We start from the raw sequence: 17,386 nt of genomic DNA, 5'->3' as shown, positions 1-17,386 counted from the left end.
AGGGTCTGCTGCGGGCATCGATTTGGCCCTGCATGTCATCCGGCAGGATTTTGGAACGAATGCTGCAAACATTATCGCTCAACGTTTAGTTTTGCCCGCCCATCGTGAGGGAGGCCAAAGGCAATTTGTGCCACGCCCGGTCGCTCAACCTTCCAAAGGGCCATTGGCACAATTGCTCGACCATGTACGCACAACCCTTGATCTCAATTGGTCCATCAAATCCATGGCCGCCCATGCTGTCATGTCAGAGCGAACTTTGATTCGGCGTTTTGCACAAACAACGGGGCAAAGCCCAGCCCAATGGCTGACCACCGAGCGGATCTATTTTGCCCGCGAATTGCTCGAAAAGGCCGACCTGTCAATCGAGCACATTGCCGCCCGAAGTGGTTTTAAAACGCCCGAAACCTTGCGCCACCATTTTAGGAACAAGTTGAAAATTTCACCCAGTGACTATCGCCGGCAATTCAACGCAGGCACCGCCGCCTAGTTTTTGCGATTATAAACCTGACCACAGTTGAACTGAGGGTATAGAAATAAAAAAGGGCCACTATTCAGTTGACCCTTTTTAATTATTCAGCCGCTTCTTTTGCCGGGCTGTCGTCGCCTTTGGCTTTAGGCGTCTTTTTTACTGCAGGCGGCGCTTTTTCTTCTTTCACCGCTTCAACTGCAGGCTCAACCTTTTTGGGTTCCGGCTCTGCCAAATTCATCGAAGGCTGAGGCGCTTCTGCAAGTTCGGCATTTTCAACCGGTTTACGACGTGGACGACGCGCACGCGGTGCACGACGTGGCCGTGGCGTTTCTTCTTCACCGCCGCTTGGCTTTTCATCGCTCGAGCTGGCTTCAACCGGCGCATCAGCTTCTTTTACAACTGCAGGTTCCACAGGCGTGTTTTCAGCTTTTGACGTTTGGTTGTCTGAACGATTCTCTTCAGGTGCAGTCTCACCACGTTCCGCCTGTGCACGATCGCGCTCTTCTTGACGCGCTTGTGTATGGGCTTGAGCAGCAGAAATGATCCGGAAATAATGCTCAGCGTGCTGGTAATAGTTTTCAGAGTTCACACTGTCGCCAGATGCGTGAGCGTCCCGTGCCAACTGCACGTACTTCTCAGCAATCGTTGCTGGATTGCCGCGCACCTTAACATCTGGGCCGTTACTTTCGTAACTACGTGACAACGGATTGACATGTTTGCGACCGCCACCACCGCCGCCGTTTCCACGGCCACGTGAGCGATTATTTTTTTGTCCAGGTCTCATAGATGTCTCATGCGATGGCTACAAATAATTCTTATCTCATTGGGCAACGCACATGGCTCACATTTGATAAAATGTAATTGCAATCCAAATCCGGCCCAAGCGCTTCACTTAAGAAGTCTGCTCGTTGTCTATGCAAAGATGGATGCTGCTATATGCCTGCTGTCCGGCGTGCGCGCGATCTATCAATCAAAAATTCGTTTCAATTGTAAATTCGCGATTGGATGACCTGCACCCAATAATTTAACACGCAAATGGAACCTATATGGTTCGTCTAAATTTTCCAAGAAAAAAATTATTCTTCGATTAATGCCTGATTTACAAGCCAATTTTAACGCTGAGCCAATAGCGCCCGGTCATGTCCTGAAAGGTCAGACAGTTTGGCAATTTCATCAAAACCATTATCTGACAGGAGTTTGGAGACCACATCAGCCTGCCGATAGCCAATTTCAAGAATCAACCACCCATCACCCGCCAAATATTCATTTGCCCGATCAATAATCGACTTATAGGCCGCAAGCCCACCTTCATCAGCAAAAAGCGCCAATTGTGGATCAAAGCCCAACGCTTCAGCGTTCATCTCGTTACGCTCATCAAGGCCGATATAGGGTGGGTTTGAAATAATCAGGTCAAACTTTTGCGCTTCAACCGGTTCAAACCAACTGCCCTGCAACAAGGTCAATCGATCTTCGACCCCGTGTCGAATGGCGTTTTCGCGGGCGCAATCCAACGCCCCCTTAGAAATATCAACGGCGGTGCCGATAGCGTCCGGAAACTCCAGCAATATGGTTATGGCAATTGCGCCGGACCCGGTGCCCAAATCCAACAAGCGCCCGTCACTTGGAAAGCGCTCGAGCGCAATATCAACGATCAATTCGGTTTCAGGACGCGGCACCAGCGTGTCTTTATTGAGCAAAAAATTGTGCCCAAAGAATTCCTTTTCGCCCAAAATGCGCGCTACAGGCTCGCCTTTTAAACGTCTTTCCCCCATGCCATCAAACGCGGCTGACACATCGGCAGGTATTTCATTCTGATCGGCGCTGATCAATTGGGCCGCATCCATTTTTGCCGCAAACAGCAGCAAATAGCGAGCGTCTAGCCCCGCGGTCGTTAAGCCCGCAGCTTGAAATTTCTTGCGCCAAAAAAGCAAACGCTGTGCATAACTGACCACTGAGTTATACGTCTTCATCCAAAGCGGCCAATTGGGCGGCTTGATTCTCGGTAATCAGCGCGTCAATTACCTCATCAAGCCCTTCGCCCGCAATCAGCTTGTCCAACTTGTAAAGCGTGAGGTTGATCCGGTGGTCTGTCATTCGACCTTGCGGGAAATTATACGTGCGAATGCGTTCAGATCTATCTCCGGACCCCACTTGGTCCCGACGTGCATCGGCCCGTTCGCTATCCCGTTTTTCGCGTTGTTCTTCATAAAGCCGTGCCCGCAAAACCTTCATCGCATTGGCCCGGTTTTGGTGTTGAGACTTTTCAGACGAAAGCACAACGATACCCGTTGGAATGTGCGTAATGCGGACCGCGCTGTCGGTGGTGTTCACATGCTGACCACCAGCGCCCGAAGCCCGCATTGTATCAATACGAATGTCTTCGTTGCGAATTTCAATATCGATGTCTTCAAACTCGGGCAAAACCGCAACGGTTGCCGCAGAGGTATGAATACGCCCGCTTGATTCGGTATCAGGCACCCGCTGCACACGGTGCACACCGGATTCAAATTTCATCCGCGCGTAAACGCCATTGCCTTTTATCGAGGCAACAATCTCCTTATAGCCGCCCATATCCCCATCAGCTTGATCCATGATGGTCATTTTCCACCCTGAAAGCTCCGCGTGGCGTTGATACATGCGAAACAGATCACCCGCAAAAAGCGCGGCCTCATCACCGCCCGTACCCGCGCGCACTTCCAAAATAGCGCTTTTGTCGTCTGCATCATCTTTTGGCAGCAGCAACAAACGAATGTCTTGGGTGAATTGCTCGACTTTCTCCTTAAGCTCTTCGCGCTCCATTTCGGCCAACTCAGCAAGTTCTTTATCGCCCGATGCGATAATTTCCTCAGCTTCTTCAAGGCCCAATTTGGCAGCGTTAAACTCGCGGATTTTTTCCACGACAGTTTGAAGTTCAGAATGTTCTTTAGACAGCTTTACAATGGTCTCTGCATCAGGGCCTTGCGACATCTGATCTTCAATCGCTTGGTAGCGGCTAACCATTGCATCCAACTTTTCGGTCGGTAATTTCGCCATAAATAGGCACCTTCTAATGTGTAAGAGCGCTAAAGCGGCAGACCTTGCCGGTCCGCTAGCGCATAAAGAAATTCACGAATGTCCAGGTTGCCCGAGTCATTGTCCAGCGCCTCTGCCAATTGGGAGCGCAACTGCATTAAATCAAGGCTTAATACCAATTCTTTGATTTGTCCAACTGATGATGCGGCCATGCTCAACCGCTCAATACCCACCGCCATTAGCGCCAGAGCTTCAATTGGACGGCCGGCCAATTCACCACACATGGTCAAAGGTTTTTCATGCCGTTTTGCAGCGTCCGCAATGTGCTTGAACGCCCGCAAACGCGATGGCGCGATCGCATCATACCGCCTCGCAACCCGCGCATTTGCCCGGTCAGCAGCGGTCAAAAACTGCACCAAATCATTGGACCCTATGGAAACAAAATCCGTCAGCGGCAACAATTGGTCCAGCTCAAACAACAGCGAGGGCACTTCAATCATTGCCCCAACGCGCAATTTTGATGGCACCGCAATCGCAGAATTATGCAAGCGCTGCAGCTCAACATTGACCATCTGGCGGGCTTCAATGAACTCATGACAGTCCGTAACCATAGGCACTAAGATGTCCAGAGGTCGGCCATTCGCCGCCTGCAAAAGCGCGCGAATTTGCGTGCGCAACAAAGCAGGGCGATCCAACCCCAAACGCAATGAACGCCAGCCCATGGCCGGGTTCTCTTCAGTCGCTGAACGCAGATAAGGCACAACCTTATCGCCCCCAATATCCAGCAAGCGGAATACAATCGGGCGGTCCGCCGCCAGATCCATCGCTTGGCTATAGAGTTCAACCTGTTCGGCCAAACGTGGGAGTTTGGATGCGATCATGAACTGCAGTTCAGTTCTAAAAAGCCCAATGCCTGAGGCGCCTGTTTCTTCAATCGCGGGCAGATCAGCCAGCAATCCTGAATTGTGCAACAGGGTAATTGCAACCCCATCAAGGGTAACCGATGGTTTGTCCTTAAGCGCTGCAAACCGTTCTTGGCGCTTAGCGCTCAGGCGAACCTTATCTGCATATGTGGCTTCAACATCTTCAGTTGGCCGCAAATGGATCGTGCCCGTTTGCGCATCCAAAATAATACTATCACCCGTTTCACAGATCGAGGTGATATTGTCCGCCTGCCCCATCACCGCAATGCCAAGCGAGCGAGCAACAATGGCCACATGGGCGGTCATGCCGCCTTCTTCAAGCGCTACGCCTTTGAGTTTGGTGCGGTCATATTCCAGCAATTCAGCCGGCCCCATATTCCGCGCCACCAAAATCGCATTTTCGGGCAATTCATGCCGCCCGAAAACCTTCGTGTCGCCAGTCAGAACCCGCAGCAAACGGTTCGCCAAATCATCCAAATCGTGCAAACGATCCCGAATGTAAGGGTCCGTTTGGCGCATCATGCGCGCGCGCGTATCGTTTTGTACCCGTTCAACCGCAGCTTCTGCGGTCAACCCGCTGGCCACCGCCTCACGCAACCGCCGCAACCACCCCCGGTCATGGGCGAACATGCGGTAGCTTTCCAAAATCTCACGGTGTTCAGAACGTGCCTGCATGTCACGTTGGTTGAACATATCATCAATCGACATGCGCATGGTGCGCACCGCGCGTTCCAACCGCTGTGTTTCTGCGTCCACATCTTCGGCAACAAAATTGGTCACCACCACCCGTGGGTCGTGGATGAACACTTTGCCCAAAGCAATACCATCAGAAAAACTGGCCGCTTCAAACGTGCGCGGGCGGCGTAATTCAATGTTGGACCCAGAGCCCACCAATAAACCAAATTCCGCGGTCGAAACCATTTCCGCCAACAAGGTAGCCGTGGTCAACAGGGCTTCTGTTTCAGCTTCGGAGTAAAGTCGACCTTCGCGCCCCTGCACATCCAAAACGCCAAGGGTTTGCCCGGATCGCAATACCGGCACTCCAAGAAACGAGTGGTAGGGATCCTCGCCCGTTTCAGGACGATAGGCAAAAGCTGGATGCGAAGGTGCATCAGCCAAATTGAGCGGTTGCGCTTCAGACGCGATCAAGCCAACAAGGCCTTCGCCCAATCGCAAAGTGGTTTTATGCACCGCTTCGCGCTTGAGCCCTTGAGTGGCAAACAATTCCAATTGACCATCATCGCGCAAGACATAGAAAGAGCACACGTCGGCGTGCATACTATCCGAAATCAACTCAACGATTTTATCTAGCCGCTCCTGGATACCCAAAGTTTCAGCCATGGTCGCTCTTAAACGACGCAACAGCTCTCTTGGACCAGTGGTCATAATTGTCATTTTTCCCTCAACCACAAATGTGGCCGCCTGTGCCGTCTTCGGTTAACCCGATTAGGCCTCTTCTACATCAAGTCCGTAGTAAGTATGCAACGCCCGAACTGCAAGTTCAGCATATTCTTCATCAATCAATACTGAAGTTTTGATTTCAGAAGTCGTAATCAGTTGAATATTAATGCCTTTATCGGACAAAGCCTTAAACATTGAAGCGGCAACACCAGCGTGCGAACGCATGCCAACACCCACCACAGAGATCTTTGCAGAGCCTTTTGAGCCAGAAATCGAATCATATTCGAGCGTAGACTTGCCCGCTTCTTTGAGCACATTTAGGCTCTTTTCGTACTCAGTGTCTGGCACGGTGAAGGTAATATCGGTCTCCCGGCCATCGTCAGAAATATTCTGCACGATCATGTCCACCACAATCTGAGCATCGGCCAATGGGCCAAATACGTCTGCAGCCACGCCAGGATTATCCTTCACGCCGCGCAGTGTGATTTTGGCTTCTGAGCGCGCGCATGTCACACCAGATACGATTTGCTTTTCCATAATTTCATCCTCATCACAAACCAACGTTCCAGGACCATTCCAAGACCCATCTGCATTCAAAGCAGGCACTGTTTCAGGGTCATCAAAACTCGAACGCACCACCAGCCGAACTTTTTTCGCCATGGCTAATTCAACAGAACGCGTTTGCAAAACTTTCGCGCCCAATGATGCCATTTCAAGCATCTCTTCAAAACTAATTCTTTCAAGCCGTCTGGCTTTTGGCACAATGCGCGGGTCCGTTGTATAGACCCCATCCACATCCGTATAAATATCACACCGATCCGCTTTGACCGCTGCAGCAACCGCCACCGCACTTGTGTCAGATCCACCCCGCCCAAGCGTCGTAATCCGGTTTTGTGGCGAGATGCCTTGGAAACCGGTGACCACACAAACAACGCCTTCATCCATGCGCTCTTGCAAAAGGTCTGGCTCAATATTGGTAATCCGGGCGGCGCCATGCGCATCATTTGTTTCAATCGGCACTTGCCAACCCGCAAAAGAGCGCGCGGGCACACCAGCGTCTTGTAGAACGATCGCCATCAACCCAGCGGTGACTTGCTCACCAGAGGCCACAACAGCGTCATATTCGCGCGCATCATGCAATGTTGCTGCGGCGCGGGCGTAGCCAACAAGTTCGTTGGTCTTGCCAGACATGGCAGACACAACAACACAAACCTTGTTGCCAAGATCAACTTCACGTTTGACATGTCGGGCCGCATGCCTGATCCGTTCAATATCAGCGACAGAGGTGCCGCCAAACTTCATCACGATGGTTGCCATTAAAAACGTTCCTGATTTTTTGCCCTGTCTGACGTTTGCTGCCACAGGTTAAATAGGGTGCACTTTAAAGTTGTCGCGGGCGGACCATTGCCATAAACCAGCAATTCAATCAACAAAAAGCCAACATTGTGCTTGACTGAGACAATATCTCACCTGATCTGTTAGGGTGTTATTGGCGTATAATGCAAGTCGAGTTTGAACCAACTGGTCTTGGTTTCACCTAATCTGGCCGCTACCGATTTAAGGATAAAAACATGTCAGCAACCACAATTGAAGCCGCAGAAGTTGAACGCTTCACCGCTATGGCCGACGAATGGTGGGACCCGAAGGGCAAATTTCAACCGCTGCATAAATTCAATCCAGTGCGCCTAGCTTACATTAGAAACGCCGTGATCAGCCATTTCAAATTAGACGAAACGGCCCGCGAACCCTTTGCAGGCCTGCGTTTCCTTGACATTGGCTGCGGCGGCGGCTTGCTGTGTGAACCCATGAAACGCCTGGGCGCAACCGTTGTGGGCGCGGATGCGGGCGAGAAGAACATTAAAATTGCTCAAAATCATGCCGAGCGCGTTGGGTTGGATATTGATTATCGCGCCACCACATCCGAAGCCCTAGCGGAACAAGGCGAGCAATTTGATGTGGTCTTGAACATGGAAGTCATCGAGCACGTCAACGACATCCAGCTTTATCTTGAAAGCTGCGCCGCCCTCGTTAAACCCGGCGGCATCATGTTTGTCGCCACCATCAACCGAACCTTTAAGGCCTATGCCCTTGCCATCGTTGGTGCAGAACACGTGCTGCGTTGGCTGCCTAAAGGCACCCACACATACGACAAATTTGTAACGCCGGAAGAAATCACCTCCATTTTAAAACGCAATGACATGCAAATCATGGAGCGCTCCGGCGTTTCCTATTCGCCCCTAGAAGACAAATGGAAACGCTCAAAAGACTTGAGCGTGAATTACATGTTGTTGGCACAGAAGTTAAAAGGTTAGGCGGGACCACCGACCTGTCGAGCAATCTCTTTCCAATATTGGGCCGCCAACGTGCTCGGTTTGTCTTTGGCGAACGGCGCATATTCACGCCAAGCCTTGTGAACAACATCAAGAATGATCTCTTCACCTTGAACATGTGTTGCCAACTCATCTAACGCGGCCAAAAAGCGTTTGTCTTTATGAACACACTTGTAGTGGGCCAAGACGAACACATAATAAAACAAAGTGTAGCGGCGAAACGGGTATTCAACCTTTAAGAAACGCGAACCTAAACCGAACTCGCAAGGCCCCAAAGGCAAGCGGCTTTCCCAATGATCCAGCAAAAAGAAGGCCGCACGGTTAAGGCTCTTTTGCACCGATGCATTGTTTTTCCGAAAGCGAAACGCGTCCAAAACAAATAGCGTCGTGCCTGGATTACTGGTGTCTGTTGCTGCAGATTTGCCGAGTTTGGCCGTTGCGCAACGCCATCCGCCATCGCCCCATTGTAAGCCGATCAAATGTTGATAGCTTGCTTCCAGCTCTTCATCTATCGGCGCGTGAAGCCACCCAAATGCCGCAAGAATCCTCGCGGTCATGCATGGCAAATGGGTTTTACGTTTGTTGTAGCTGAACGACCCATCGTCATTTCGAAAGGTTCTAACAAAATCAAGCGCCGTTTGGAGCTGACTGTGTGCGTCAACACGGGCCCCCATGCCACCCAACGCCGTTAAGACGTCAATCGTGCAAAAACCCGCCGGTGCATGAATATCGCCATCTGTGCGAGACCAGTGCGGACCGCCGTTTTCCGCTTCGCGACCTAAAAGGTCATCAATTTCCTTTTGCCAACCTTGCGCCATGCTAACCTCCATCAGCAAAAGGTGCACCCGTCAGTGGCAGAAGCAAATGAGTTAGATCAATTCACAAACTGACAGCGACCAAATTGCCGCTGCCTCCCTGTTCTTTGCGCAATTTAACCCGAAAACGAAGCCAAATAGCCGCCTTCTAGGATCATGGTCCAGCCATGGCCGTAACCGCCATGCACCATTTCAGCCATATCGCCCAAGGCCTCCCAATTGCTTTGGGTCAATTCAAGCCGTGTCGAATTGTCCCCAAGCGATGTGAACCGCACTTCAACCAAGGTGCGCTCGCCCACTTCTTCGTGACCGGGGGCAGGAATGTGAAAATCCATTGATAGGTAATCGTTGGGATTATATTCTTTGATCGTGCCCCAAAGGGTTTCAACCCCACCTGCACCCAATTCAACAATTTGCCCATCTGGCCGCGCATCAACGCGAATACCGGTGGCCGGTTCGCCTTTCATGGCGGACAAAGTGAATTTGCCCAACGGCCACCAACTGTCCATTTTGTTGATAAAAACATCAAATGCTGTGGCTTGATCGCAAGGCACATCTATTGTTTTAACAAGTGGTTCCAACATTATTCTTTTCCCTTTTCATCCATAACCTTTGCGATTTCTGCCCGATAAGCAGAAAAAGCGTCCGACCAAAAGCAGTCGAGATAATCGCGTAATTCTTTCAGGCCTTCACGTTTGATCGAATACAAACGGCGGTTGCCCTGCGGCTGAACGCTTACCAAATGCGCATCTTGCAATACCCGCAAATGTTGCGACACCGCCGGGCGCGACACGGTCTGCCCCTTTGCCAACTCGCCAACCGTTTTGGGCTGGTCGCGCAGATGTTCAAAAATCTGTCGCCTGGTTGGGTCTGCCAATGCTGAGAAGATTTCTTGGTAAGCCATAACTTACCGTAAGTCAAAACTTACATAGATGTCAACGCCAAAGACAAAAACAAAAAAACCGCCGAGCATCGCTGGCGGTTTAATCATCTAAAGCGCTGAAATTAAACGCTAGTTATGGTCTTCAGGGGCCGCGGGCAAGGGCAAAAAGTCAACACCTTCTTCAACCAAAGAGCTTACTTCTTCGGACGTTGCTTCACCGTAAATGCCACGGCTCTCGCTTTCTTCAAGGTGAATTTTGCGCGCCTCTTCGGCAAACCGATCACCCACATATTCCGCTTCGCTGACCACTTTGTTGCGCAACTTGTTCATAGCGTCACGCAAAGCTTTTTGCTCAGGATGACCGGCAGACAAGGCAACTTTTTGGTTTGATTTTTTGCCAACAGCGGGTGCCATCAAGGCTTTGTTGACATCGGCTGAACCACAAACTGGGCACTCCAAAACACCTTGACTTGCTTGCACGTCATAGGCATCGGCATTTTTAAACCAAGCTTCGAACTTATGTTCGTTTGCGCAGCTAAGCGAATACTGGATCACGAAAGGACACCCTTATGTTTCATCGTTGTCATTGTGCCGCATTATGGTTAACGCTTAGCGAAAAATGCCGTTGATTGGCAAGTGTCGGTATGCGAGATCGCGCTTCTTTGACTTGTTCAGCGTCGAACGGGGCGACAATTAACCCATTGCCCCCATCTCCGCAAGTGGCAACAATTTTGCCCCAAGGGTCCACAATCATCGAATGGCCATAGGTTTTGCGCCCATTGGCGTGATCGCCCCCTTGCGCTGCCGCAACCAAATAGCATCCTGTTTCAATCGCCCGCGCCCGCAACAAGCTTTCCCAATGGGCTTTACCCGTTGGAACTGTAAAGGCCGCAGGTACGGTCAAAATCTGTGCGCCAGCTTGACGCAACGTGGCAAACAATTGTGGGAAGCGCACATCATAACAAATCGCCATGCCAAGCCCGACACCGGCAACGTCCGCCACTACAGCGCGCTCACCCGCATCAAAGTTTTTGCTTTCGCGGTAAGGTGCATCGCCTGCAACATCCGCATCAAATAGATGGATTTTGTCGTAATAGGCTTTTTGGGTGCCGTCAGGAGCAAACAAAAAAGCCCGGTTCAAGCATTTGCCGCTATCACTGCCAACTGCAACCGAACCCACATGCAAATAAAGCTGATAGGTTTTGGCCATTTCACCAAGTTGGGCGAGCGCCACATCAAGGCCATTGGCAACAAAGCGTTGAAGGCCATCATGGTTTTCTGCAAACATCACCGCCATTTCTGGCACCTGCAGATAGGTTACGCCTTGTTCATGCGCCTTTGCGCAAGCGCCCTCAATGGCGCGCAGGTTTTCTGTCGCATCCATTGAAGAGCACATTTGAAAGGCGCCAAGCAGCATTTTAGCTCGCAGCGCGTTTAAGCAACGGGTCAAGTTTGCCCCGTCGGTCCAAAGCATTCATATCGTCAAACCCGCCAATATGCTGGCCGTCAATAAAGATTTGCGGCACTGTGTGGCTGCCGTTTGCGCGCTCAAGCATTTCTTGGCGTTTAGCAGGATCGCCGATGACAGTCATTTCTGTGTAAGCAACGCCCTTTTTATCAAGTAATGCTTTAGCAGCCAGACAATATGGGCAAGTGGGTGTGGTATAGATTTCGATCGTGGGCACAAATTGCTCCTAGTTGATCAAGTGGGACCAGTTTCTATATTGCACCAATAGGCCCTGTGACAACCCGTGCAAAGCTCAAGACGTTCACCTTGTCGCGATATTTTGCTTTAAAGCTACGCGCAATTGCCTCAACCGTGGCCCCTGTAGTTACAACATCATCAACAATTACAATGTGTTGCCCTTGATATTGTTCCAAAAATCGGTCGGTAACCACAAATGCGCCCCGCACGTTCTGCTCGCGATCTTTTGAACTCAACCCCACCTGCTGCCGGGTAAAGCGCTTACGTTCCACCCAGTCCGATCGCACCTCAAACCCCGTCAGTTGCCCCAATTGGTCCGCAAGCAATTGGCTTTGGTTATACCGCCGCGACAACCTGCGCCGCCAATGCAACGGTACGGGCACAAACACACAAGAAGACGCCCAAAAATCTTCGCCCGCAATATACATCAACTGGGCGCAAAATTTCGCCAACTCCAACCGATCTCCATATTTGAATTGGGACACCAGTTGGCGCGCCAAATCATCATAGATCACCGCAGCCCTGGCCCGGGCGAATGTGGGCGGCTGCGCAATGGCCTCAGCGCTCAAAACCCCAGCCCCAAGATCTGCCGCAAACGGAATCCCCAAAACCGGGCAATAGGGTTTAGAGATAAACCGTAACTTGCCCCAACAAGGCGCGCACAACCCATCCGCTGCAACAATGGGGGCATCACACGCTAGACAGCAGGGTGGAAAAAGCATATCCAAAGCCCGGTCGCGCCATTTGATCGCGCCCGACTGAGCGCTCAATTTTAGTGATTTGGCTTGCGCAACCCATTTGTTGTTGCCCATCGTCGTCATAAAAATGCTCAAAGTAAATTTGGAGCCACACCATGCAGCCACCCGTGATTTTTAATCGTAACCGAATTCAAACACGATTGAAACGCCGGGGCTTTGCTGATGACCATTTCATCGCTGAATTGGTGCATGGTGAACTCCAAAGCCGGTTGGCCACCATTACCCGCAAATTCGAAAAGGCGTTATTCGTCGCGCCCTCTCAAGAATATTTGTTGGACAAGGGGCACACAGCATCGGACCCGATCCAGTTTGAAACAGCAACCACTCTGCTGCCCGCTAAGGATATTCAGCACCTAAATGTGGAGCAATTCACGCCCTCTGCCGATCAATATGATCTGATCATTTCGCTGATGGACCTGCAAACCATCAATGACGTACCCGGTTTTCTCAGCCAAATCCGCAACCACCTCAAACCTGATGGTTTGTTTATGGGGGCCGCCCTTGGTGGCGAAACGCTAAAAGAACTTCGCGCTGTTTGGCTAAAGGCGGACGAAGAAGTCTCTGGGGGAGCATTCTTACGTGTGGCGCCATTCATAGACATTCGCGATGCGGGCGCCCTATTGCAACGCGCGGGCTTTGCCTTGCCTGTTGCGGACCTGGAACACCATACAGTGCGCTACGAACATCCCCTCGCGCTGATGAGCGAACTTAGAGCCTTTGGGGCCACAAACCCAATGATAGAGGTGCCCCAAAAAGCCACCACGAGAAAACTGTTGGGCAAAGTCATCGGCCACTATATTGAAGACCATCAGAATGACGATGGCCGCGTGCCCGCCACACTGGAATTCATCTGGCTTTCTGCATGGGCACCCCACGAAAGCCAACAAAAACCTCTCGCACCAGGTAGCGCAAAAGTCTCACTCAAAGACGTGCTTGAAAAAGATAAATAGAGCCAAAAGCCCTCAGGATTTATTCGCGTTGCTCATTGCGCCGATGATGCTTTTCTCGTTCCCATTGAACAAGTCATTCAGCGCATCCCCAAGTCCATTAAAAGACGCAATAACCACCACCGCCACAACAGCAGCGATCAGACCGTACTCGATGGCTGTTGCCCCACTATCATTGTGCAGAAAAGCTTTGAGTTGGATCTTCATGGGTCAGTTCCCTGCCTTGGCATCGCTTCATACTTAGAGCAGATCGCACAAATGGGCGACCAGCGGTTCGTCTGCCGGGGGCATTGGGTAATCGCGCAAACGCTGCGGCTTGACCCACTTCAGCGCTAAATGCTCAAGCGCGTTGGGGGTCCCCTGCCATTTCCGGCATACATAAAGTGGCATCAGAAGGTGAAATTTCTCATAAGAAAAAGACGCGAATGTGAGCGGCGCAAGGCAAGCCTGTTGGGTGTCGATATCCAACTCTTCCTTCAACTCACGAATGATCGCTTCTTCCGGGCTTTCATTCGCCTCGACCTTGCCCCCAGGGAATTCCCACAAGCCGCCCATGCTCTTGTTTTGGGGCCGTTGCGCAATAAGCACACGCCGATCCGCATCCACCAAAGCGCAAGCGACCACCAACAAAACCGGTTTTTGATCTGTCAAAACATATTCTTTCGATTGCAGATTATTTGAGTTTTTCTTCGGTATAGGCGGCAAATCGGTTCAAAATAGCTTGCCAACCCGCGCGCTGCATTTCAATTTCATTTTCATCTTCTGCATCAAATGTTTCTGTGATTTTCACAAATCCATCTGAGCCCTTAAATTGCACCCGAACGGTCCGAGCGTCTTCCAATTCAAATTCAATAAGCTCGTGCTCAACGATGGTGGTGAACGTGCCAACAAAGTCAAAACCCATGCTGCCATCTTTGGCTTCCATGCGAGAGGAAGTTTGACCGCCAACCCGTAAATCGACACTTGCGGTAGTTGTGTGCCAATCATCAGACGCTGCGTTCCAGTTCACAATGTCGTCCGGACTATTCCAACATGACCAAACAGTCTCAATGTCTGCCCTTACGATCGCCTCAATCGTGATTTTCATCTTGGTCCCCCAATTTGCTATGGCCTAGCTACGGTAGTCCCCATTGATCGACACATAACTGTGCGTCAAATCACAGCCATAAATGGTCGCTTCACCCGCGCCCAAGCCCAAATCAACACCAATTTCGATCTCTTGATTTTTCATATATTGGCTGGCCACTGCTTCAGAATAATCTGGCGAGCGGTAGCCCTCTTTTGCCACCACCAAATCACCAAACCGAATTTGCAACTTATCGCGATCAGCTGGCTCACCTGCTTTGCCAACCGCTGCGACCACGCGACCCCAGTTTGCATCTTCGCCCGCAAGCGCTGTTTTCACCAATGGTGAATTGGCAATTGAACGCGCAATAACATCAGCACTTTGATCCGAAGTTGCGCCAACCACTTTGACCACCATCAATTTGGTTGCCCCTTCACCATCGCGGATGATTTGCAGAGCAAGGTCATGCAAAACGGCGTGCAACGCTTGAGAGAAATCCGTGCAACGTGGGTCATCCAAACCTGTGATCGGCTCAAGTCCGCGCCCCTTTGCGGCACCCGTTGCAAAAACCAAACAGGTGTCTGAGGTGGAGGTATCACTATCCACTGTTATGGCGTTGAAGCTTTTTGCGTTGCCTTCAACCAAAATCGCTTGCAAAACATTTGCAGCAATTGGAACATCGGTAAAAATATAAGACAGCATGGTCGCCATATTCGGCGCAATCATCCCTGATCCCTTTGCAATGCCCGAAATACAAACGTCCACCCCATCAAGATCAAAAGAAGCACCAGCGCCTTTGGCAAAAGTGTCCGTTGTGCGAATGGTATTGGCCGCGGCTTCATAGTCTGCGCTTTGTTTTAGCGATTGCGCTAGCGCAGCCACAAGCGGCTTGGCATCCAGCGGTTCACCAATTACCCCGGTCGAGGAAATAAACACTTCACCAGGTTCACAATGCAACAATTCAGCCGCAGCATCTGCGGTTTTTTGCACAGTTTGCGCGCCAACTTTGCCCACAAAGGCATTGGCATTGCCCGCATTAACCACCAAGGCGCGGGCAGAGCCGGCAACAAGGTTTTGTTTGCACCAATCAATGGGGGCGGAAGGACACTTGCTTTTGGTTAGAACCCCGGCAACTGTGGTGCCAGGCACCATGCGCGCCACAAATAAGTTAGCGCGCCCATGATAGCCCTCGCCAATAGAAGCGGTAAATAATTCCGCCCCCTCGACCTTCGCTAGCCCTGGAAAACTCTCTGGCGCCAGTGGCGACACAGCCGTCACTTTAGCCATATTAGTTACCCACATTCATGATTTGAATATTTGAACCCGCTTTAAGGTCCTCAACCAACTTCTCGAACTTGCCAACCATAACACGCTGGCGGATTTGGGGTAAAACCTGTTCAAACGTTGGTGGCGTGGACGGACGACGATCTTCAAGTTTGATCACGTGCCAGCCAAATTGTGATTGAACCGGGCCCGAATGCGCACCAACTTCCAACGCACGGGTCGCTTCAAAAAACTCTGGCACCATATCCCCTTCGCTGAAGTAGCCAAGATCGCCCCCTTGTGGACCGGATGGGCCTGTGGATTTTTCTTTAGCAACTTCAGCAAAATCGCGACCATTGTCCAACTCAACAACAACCAGTTTGGCATCATCTTCTGAAGCCAATAAGATGTGGCGCGCGCGGAACATATCTTTGCCTTCAAAGTTCTTGAATGCATCATCATAGGCTGCTTTCAGCTCATCTTGGCTGACCTCTGTGGCCATCACATCCTGCAAATAGGCCCGGCGCAACGCCCGATCTTCCAAATAGGTTTTTCGGCTTGCAAATGTAGTTGTGTCCGCCATGCCAGCCTTGCGCGCAGCTTGGGCCATGACTTTCATATCCACCAGCATCTGCACCAAAAAGTCGCGGCGCTCATTCACCGGGATTTGCGTAATTTCTTCGCCCATATCTTCAAGCGCATAGCTTAGTTCTGCTTGGGTGATATTTTCGCCACCCACAACAGCAATCACCACATCTGGGCCCAAAATCTCTTGTGCAAAGACCGCAGGGGCGCTCAACATGCCAAAAGCAACTGCCCCGCCGAGTAAGAATTTTCGAAAACCATTTTGGCGTTTCAGGTCATTTTTCAGCATTATCAGACTTTCTTTTTCTTTTGGGCACCCGCCGCCTTAAAAACGGCGGATAGGTGGCGAACATATTTATTTGAGGTTTGCGTGATTTGGCAGGCGTTGACAAGACACTTCACCGCACTTACATCTCCCAACGCTTGAATAGATAAAAAATAGGCCCTTATGCCCATCGATCATCACGTTCTCGCACAGAATTTTCCGCTGATGCGCCGAAAATAAGGCGAATTGGCAACAAAATGGGACCGCTCATATGGCACTCGCCGCGCTAGCAAGAAAAATCTTTGGCTCTTCAAATGACCGCCAAGTAAAAAAATATCGACCGATCGTTGAAAAAATTAACGCGCTAGAGCCTGAGCTCGCGGCACTGACGGACGAGCAACTACAAGCCCGGACAAATGAGTTTAAAGCCCAGTACCAAAATGGCACCAAAATTGAAGATCTTTTGGTACCCGCTTTTGCCACAGTACGCGAAGCTGCAAAGCGCGCGATGGGCATGCGCCATTTCGATGTTCAGCTGATCGGTGGCATGGTGCTCAACGATAACGCCATTGCTGAAATGCGCACCGGTGAGGGTAAAACCCTTGTGGCCACCTTGGCCGTTTACTTGAACGCGCTAACCGGAAACGGTGTGCATGTGGTGACCGTGAACGACTATCTGGCTAGCCGCGATGCGCAATGGATGAGCCAAGTCTATAGTTTCCTCGGCCTGACCACTGGCATCATCGTCCACGGCCTATCCGACGATCAACGCCGCGCCGCCTATGCAGCGGATGTGACCTATGGCACCAACAACGAATTTGGCTTTGATTATCTGCGCGACAACATGAAGTTCTCCAAAGAACAAATGGTACAGCGCGGCCACCACTTCGCCATCGTGGATGAGGTCGATTCAATTTTGATCGACGAGGCGCGTACGCCTTTGATTATTTCAGGTCCTTCTGAA

At 51.0% G+C, this 17,386-nt stretch carries 21 protein-coding genes; 4 read left to right on the top strand and 17 right to left on the bottom strand.

The genetic code is table 11. The features are described 5' to 3' along the window. Window positions 1–487: helix-turn-helix domain-containing protein (locus tag Q0231_RS11495; protein WP_299347771.1), on the top strand; the 487-nt coding region annotated here is incomplete at its 5' end. An 82-nt stretch (window positions 488–569) separates the two neighbouring features. On the opposite strand, the gene Q0231_RS11490 is transcribed toward Q0231_RS11495, so the two are convergent. The 5 genes from Q0231_RS11490 to Q0231_RS11470 all read right to left on the bottom strand — a co-directional run bounded on the left by Q0231_RS11490 (window position 570) and on the right by Q0231_RS11470 (window position 7,122). Continuing rightward, the gene (locus Q0231_RS11490; RefSeq protein ID WP_299347770.1) at window positions 570–1,253 is read right to left on the bottom strand and encodes a DUF4167 domain-containing protein; all 684 of its coding nucleotides are present in this window, start codon (window positions 1,251–1,253) and stop codon (window positions 570–572) included. Between the two features lie 328 nt (window positions 1,254–1,581). After that, on the bottom strand, window positions 1,582–2,439 hold the full coding sequence (gene prmC, locus Q0231_RS11485; protein ID WP_299347769.1) for a peptide chain release factor N(5)-glutamine methyltransferase: 858 nt from the start codon (window positions 2,437–2,439) through the stop codon (window positions 1,582–1,584). Next, window positions 2,426–3,502, bottom strand: a complete 1,077-nt coding sequence (prfA, locus tag Q0231_RS11480; protein ID WP_299347768.1) for a peptide chain release factor 1 — start codon at window positions 3,500–3,502, stop codon at window positions 2,426–2,428. The genes prmC and prfA overlap by 14 nt, the downstream gene beginning before the upstream one ends. 29 nt (window positions 3,503–3,531) lie before the next feature. Next, window positions 3,532–5,799 carry a phosphoenolpyruvate--protein phosphotransferase gene (gene ptsP, locus Q0231_RS11475; protein ID WP_269395041.1) on the bottom strand — a complete coding sequence of 756 codons (2,268 nt, stop codon included), beginning with the start codon at window positions 5,797–5,799 and terminating at the stop codon, window positions 3,532–3,534. 51 nt (window positions 5,800–5,850) lie between these two features. Further along, a complete protein-coding gene (locus Q0231_RS11470; RefSeq protein WP_269395042.1) occupies window positions 5,851–7,122 on the bottom strand; it encodes an aspartate kinase in 1,272 nt (423 codons plus the stop codon). A gap of 254 nt (window positions 7,123–7,376) precedes the next feature. On the opposite strand from Q0231_RS11470, the gene ubiG reads away from it, so the two are divergent. After that, window positions 7,377–8,117: a bifunctional 2-polyprenyl-6-hydroxyphenol methylase/3-demethylubiquinol 3-O-methyltransferase UbiG gene (gene ubiG, locus Q0231_RS11465; RefSeq protein ID WP_299347767.1), complete on the top strand. Its 741-nt coding sequence runs from the start codon at window positions 7,377–7,379 to the stop codon at window positions 8,115–8,117. Here ubiG and Q0231_RS11460 read toward each other — a convergent pair. The 7 genes from Q0231_RS11460 to Q0231_RS11430 form a co-directional block, all read right to left on the bottom strand. Next, a complete protein-coding gene (locus Q0231_RS11460) occupies window positions 8,114–8,953 on the bottom strand; it encodes a hypothetical protein (protein ID WP_299347766.1) in 840 nt (279 codons plus the stop codon). The two genes, ubiG and Q0231_RS11460, sit on opposite strands and share 4 nt — an antisense overlap. Before the next feature lie 113 nt (window positions 8,954–9,066). Further along, entirely contained in the window at window positions 9,067–9,534 is a 468-nt protein-coding gene (locus tag Q0231_RS11455; RefSeq protein ID WP_299347765.1) for an SRPBCC domain-containing protein, read from the bottom strand. After that, window positions 9,534–9,854, bottom strand: a complete 321-nt coding sequence (locus tag Q0231_RS11450) for a helix-turn-helix transcriptional regulator (RefSeq protein ID WP_269395046.1) — start codon at window positions 9,852–9,854, stop codon at window positions 9,534–9,536. Before Q0231_RS11450 ends, Q0231_RS11455 begins: the two co-directional genes overlap by 1 nt. Window positions 9,855–9,962: 108 nt before the next feature. Further along, on the bottom strand, window positions 9,963–10,388 hold the full coding sequence (locus Q0231_RS11445) for a DUF1178 family protein (RefSeq protein WP_269395047.1): 426 nt from the start codon (window positions 10,386–10,388) through the stop codon (window positions 9,963–9,965). Between the two features lie 28 nt (window positions 10,389–10,416). Then, complete coding sequence (locus tag Q0231_RS11440) at window positions 10,417–11,250, bottom strand: carbon-nitrogen hydrolase family protein (protein WP_299347764.1); 834 nt, start codon at window positions 11,248–11,250, stop codon at window positions 10,417–10,419. 1 nt (window position 11,251) lies between these two features. Beyond that, window positions 11,252–11,518, bottom strand: coding sequence for a glutaredoxin 3 (gene grxC / locus Q0231_RS11435; RefSeq protein ID WP_269395049.1), 267 nt, complete (start codon window positions 11,516–11,518; stop codon window positions 11,252–11,254). A gap of 34 nt (window positions 11,519–11,552) precedes the next feature. After that, window positions 11,553–12,359, bottom strand: a complete 807-nt coding sequence (locus tag Q0231_RS11430; protein ID WP_299347763.1) for a ComF family protein — start codon at window positions 12,357–12,359, stop codon at window positions 11,553–11,555. 32 nt (window positions 12,360–12,391) lie between these two features. Here Q0231_RS11430 and Q0231_RS11425 point away from each other — a divergent pair, with 32 nt between their 5' ends. Next, on the top strand, window positions 12,392–13,246 hold the full coding sequence (locus tag Q0231_RS11425) for a methyltransferase domain-containing protein (protein ID WP_299347762.1): 855 nt from the start codon (window positions 12,392–12,394) through the stop codon (window positions 13,244–13,246). Between the two features lie 12 nt (window positions 13,247–13,258). Here Q0231_RS11425 and Q0231_RS11420 read toward each other — a convergent pair whose 3' ends face one another. The 5 genes from Q0231_RS11420 to Q0231_RS11400 are packed head-to-tail and all read right to left on the bottom strand — an operon-like array spanning window position 13,259 to window position 16,446. Further along, entirely contained in the window at window positions 13,259–13,450 is a 192-nt protein-coding gene (locus Q0231_RS11420) for a Flp family type IVb pilin (protein ID WP_269395052.1), read from the bottom strand. A gap of 33 nt (window positions 13,451–13,483) precedes the next feature. After that, entirely contained in the window at window positions 13,484–13,894 is a 411-nt protein-coding gene (locus Q0231_RS11415) for a (deoxy)nucleoside triphosphate pyrophosphohydrolase (RefSeq protein ID WP_299347761.1), read from the bottom strand. 22 nt (window positions 13,895–13,916) lie between these two features. Beyond that, window positions 13,917–14,330, bottom strand: a complete 414-nt coding sequence (locus Q0231_RS11410) for an SRPBCC family protein (RefSeq protein WP_299347760.1) — start codon at window positions 14,328–14,330, stop codon at window positions 13,917–13,919. A 24-nt stretch (window positions 14,331–14,354) separates the two neighbouring features. Next, window positions 14,355–15,596, bottom strand: a complete 1,242-nt coding sequence (gene argJ / locus Q0231_RS11405) for a bifunctional glutamate N-acetyltransferase/amino-acid acetyltransferase ArgJ (protein ID WP_299347759.1) — start codon at window positions 15,594–15,596, stop codon at window positions 14,355–14,357. Between the two features lies 1 nt (window position 15,597). Beyond that, complete coding sequence (locus Q0231_RS11400) at window positions 15,598–16,446, bottom strand: peptidylprolyl isomerase (RefSeq protein ID WP_299347758.1); 849 nt, start codon at window positions 16,444–16,446, stop codon at window positions 15,598–15,600. Window positions 16,447–16,693: 247 nt separating this feature from the next. On the opposite strand from Q0231_RS11400, the gene Q0231_RS11395 reads away from it, so the two are divergent. Next, the coding region (locus tag Q0231_RS11395; RefSeq protein ID WP_299347757.1) for a DEAD/DEAH box helicase at window positions 16,694–17,386 on the top strand (693 nt) is incomplete at its 3' end.

It is taken from the genome of uncultured Maritalea sp., assembly GCF_937139385.1.
Lineage (GTDB): Bacteria > Pseudomonadota > Alphaproteobacteria > Rhizobiales > Devosiaceae > Maritalea > Maritalea porphyrae_A.
This window is presented reverse-complemented; position numbering and strand designations above follow the sequence as displayed.

Bases quoted from the DNA above. Each gene is read 5' to 3' on its own strand.
- Q0231_RS11490 (WP_299347770.1), bottom strand. From the start codon at position 1,253: ATGAGACCTGGACAAAAAAATAATCGCTCACGTGGCCGTGGAAACGGC.
- prmC (WP_299347769.1), bottom strand. From the start codon at position 2,439: ATGAAGACGTATAACTCAGTGGTCAGTTATGCACAGCGTTTGCTTTTT.
- prfA (WP_299347768.1), bottom strand. From the start codon at position 3,502: ATGGCGAAATTACCGACCGAAAAGTTGGATGCAATGGTTAGCCGCTAC.
- ptsP (WP_269395041.1), bottom strand. From the start codon at position 5,799: ATGACAATTATGACCACTGGTCCAAGAGAGCTGTTGCGTCGTTTAAGA.
- Q0231_RS11470 (WP_269395042.1), bottom strand. From the start codon at position 7,122: ATGGCAACCATCGTGATGAAGTTTGGCGGCACCTCTGTCGCTGATATT.
- ubiG (WP_299347767.1), top strand. From the start codon at position 7,377: ATGTCAGCAACCACAATTGAAGCCGCAGAAGTTGAACGCTTCACCGCT.
- Q0231_RS11460 (WP_299347766.1), bottom strand. From the start codon at position 8,953: ATGGCGCAAGGTTGGCAAAAGGAAATTGATGACCTTTTAGGTCGCGAA.
- Q0231_RS11455 (WP_299347765.1), bottom strand. From the start codon at position 9,534: ATGTTGGAACCACTTGTTAAAACAATAGATGTGCCTTGCGATCAAGCC.
- Q0231_RS11450 (WP_269395046.1), bottom strand. From the start codon at position 9,854: ATGGCTTACCAAGAAATCTTCTCAGCATTGGCAGACCCAACCAGGCGA.
- Q0231_RS11440 (WP_299347764.1), bottom strand. From the start codon at position 11,250: ATGCTGCTTGGCGCCTTTCAAATGTGCTCTTCAATGGATGCGACAGAA.
- Q0231_RS11430 (WP_299347763.1), bottom strand. From the start codon at position 12,359: ATGACGACGATGGGCAACAACAAATGGGTTGCGCAAGCCAAATCACTA.
- Q0231_RS11425 (WP_299347762.1), top strand. From the start codon at position 12,392: ATGCAGCCACCCGTGATTTTTAATCGTAACCGAATTCAAACACGATTG.
- Q0231_RS11420 (WP_269395052.1), bottom strand. From the start codon at position 13,450: ATGAAGATCCAACTCAAAGCTTTTCTGCACAATGATAGTGGGGCAACA.
- Q0231_RS11410 (WP_299347760.1), bottom strand. From the start codon at position 14,330: ATGAAAATCACGATTGAGGCGATCGTAAGGGCAGACATTGAGACTGTT.
- argJ (WP_299347759.1), bottom strand. From the start codon at position 15,596: ATGGCTAAAGTGACGGCTGTGTCGCCACTGGCGCCAGAGAGTTTTCCA.
- Q0231_RS11400 (WP_299347758.1), bottom strand. From the start codon at position 16,446: ATGCTGAAAAATGACCTGAAACGCCAAAATGGTTTTCGAAAATTCTTA.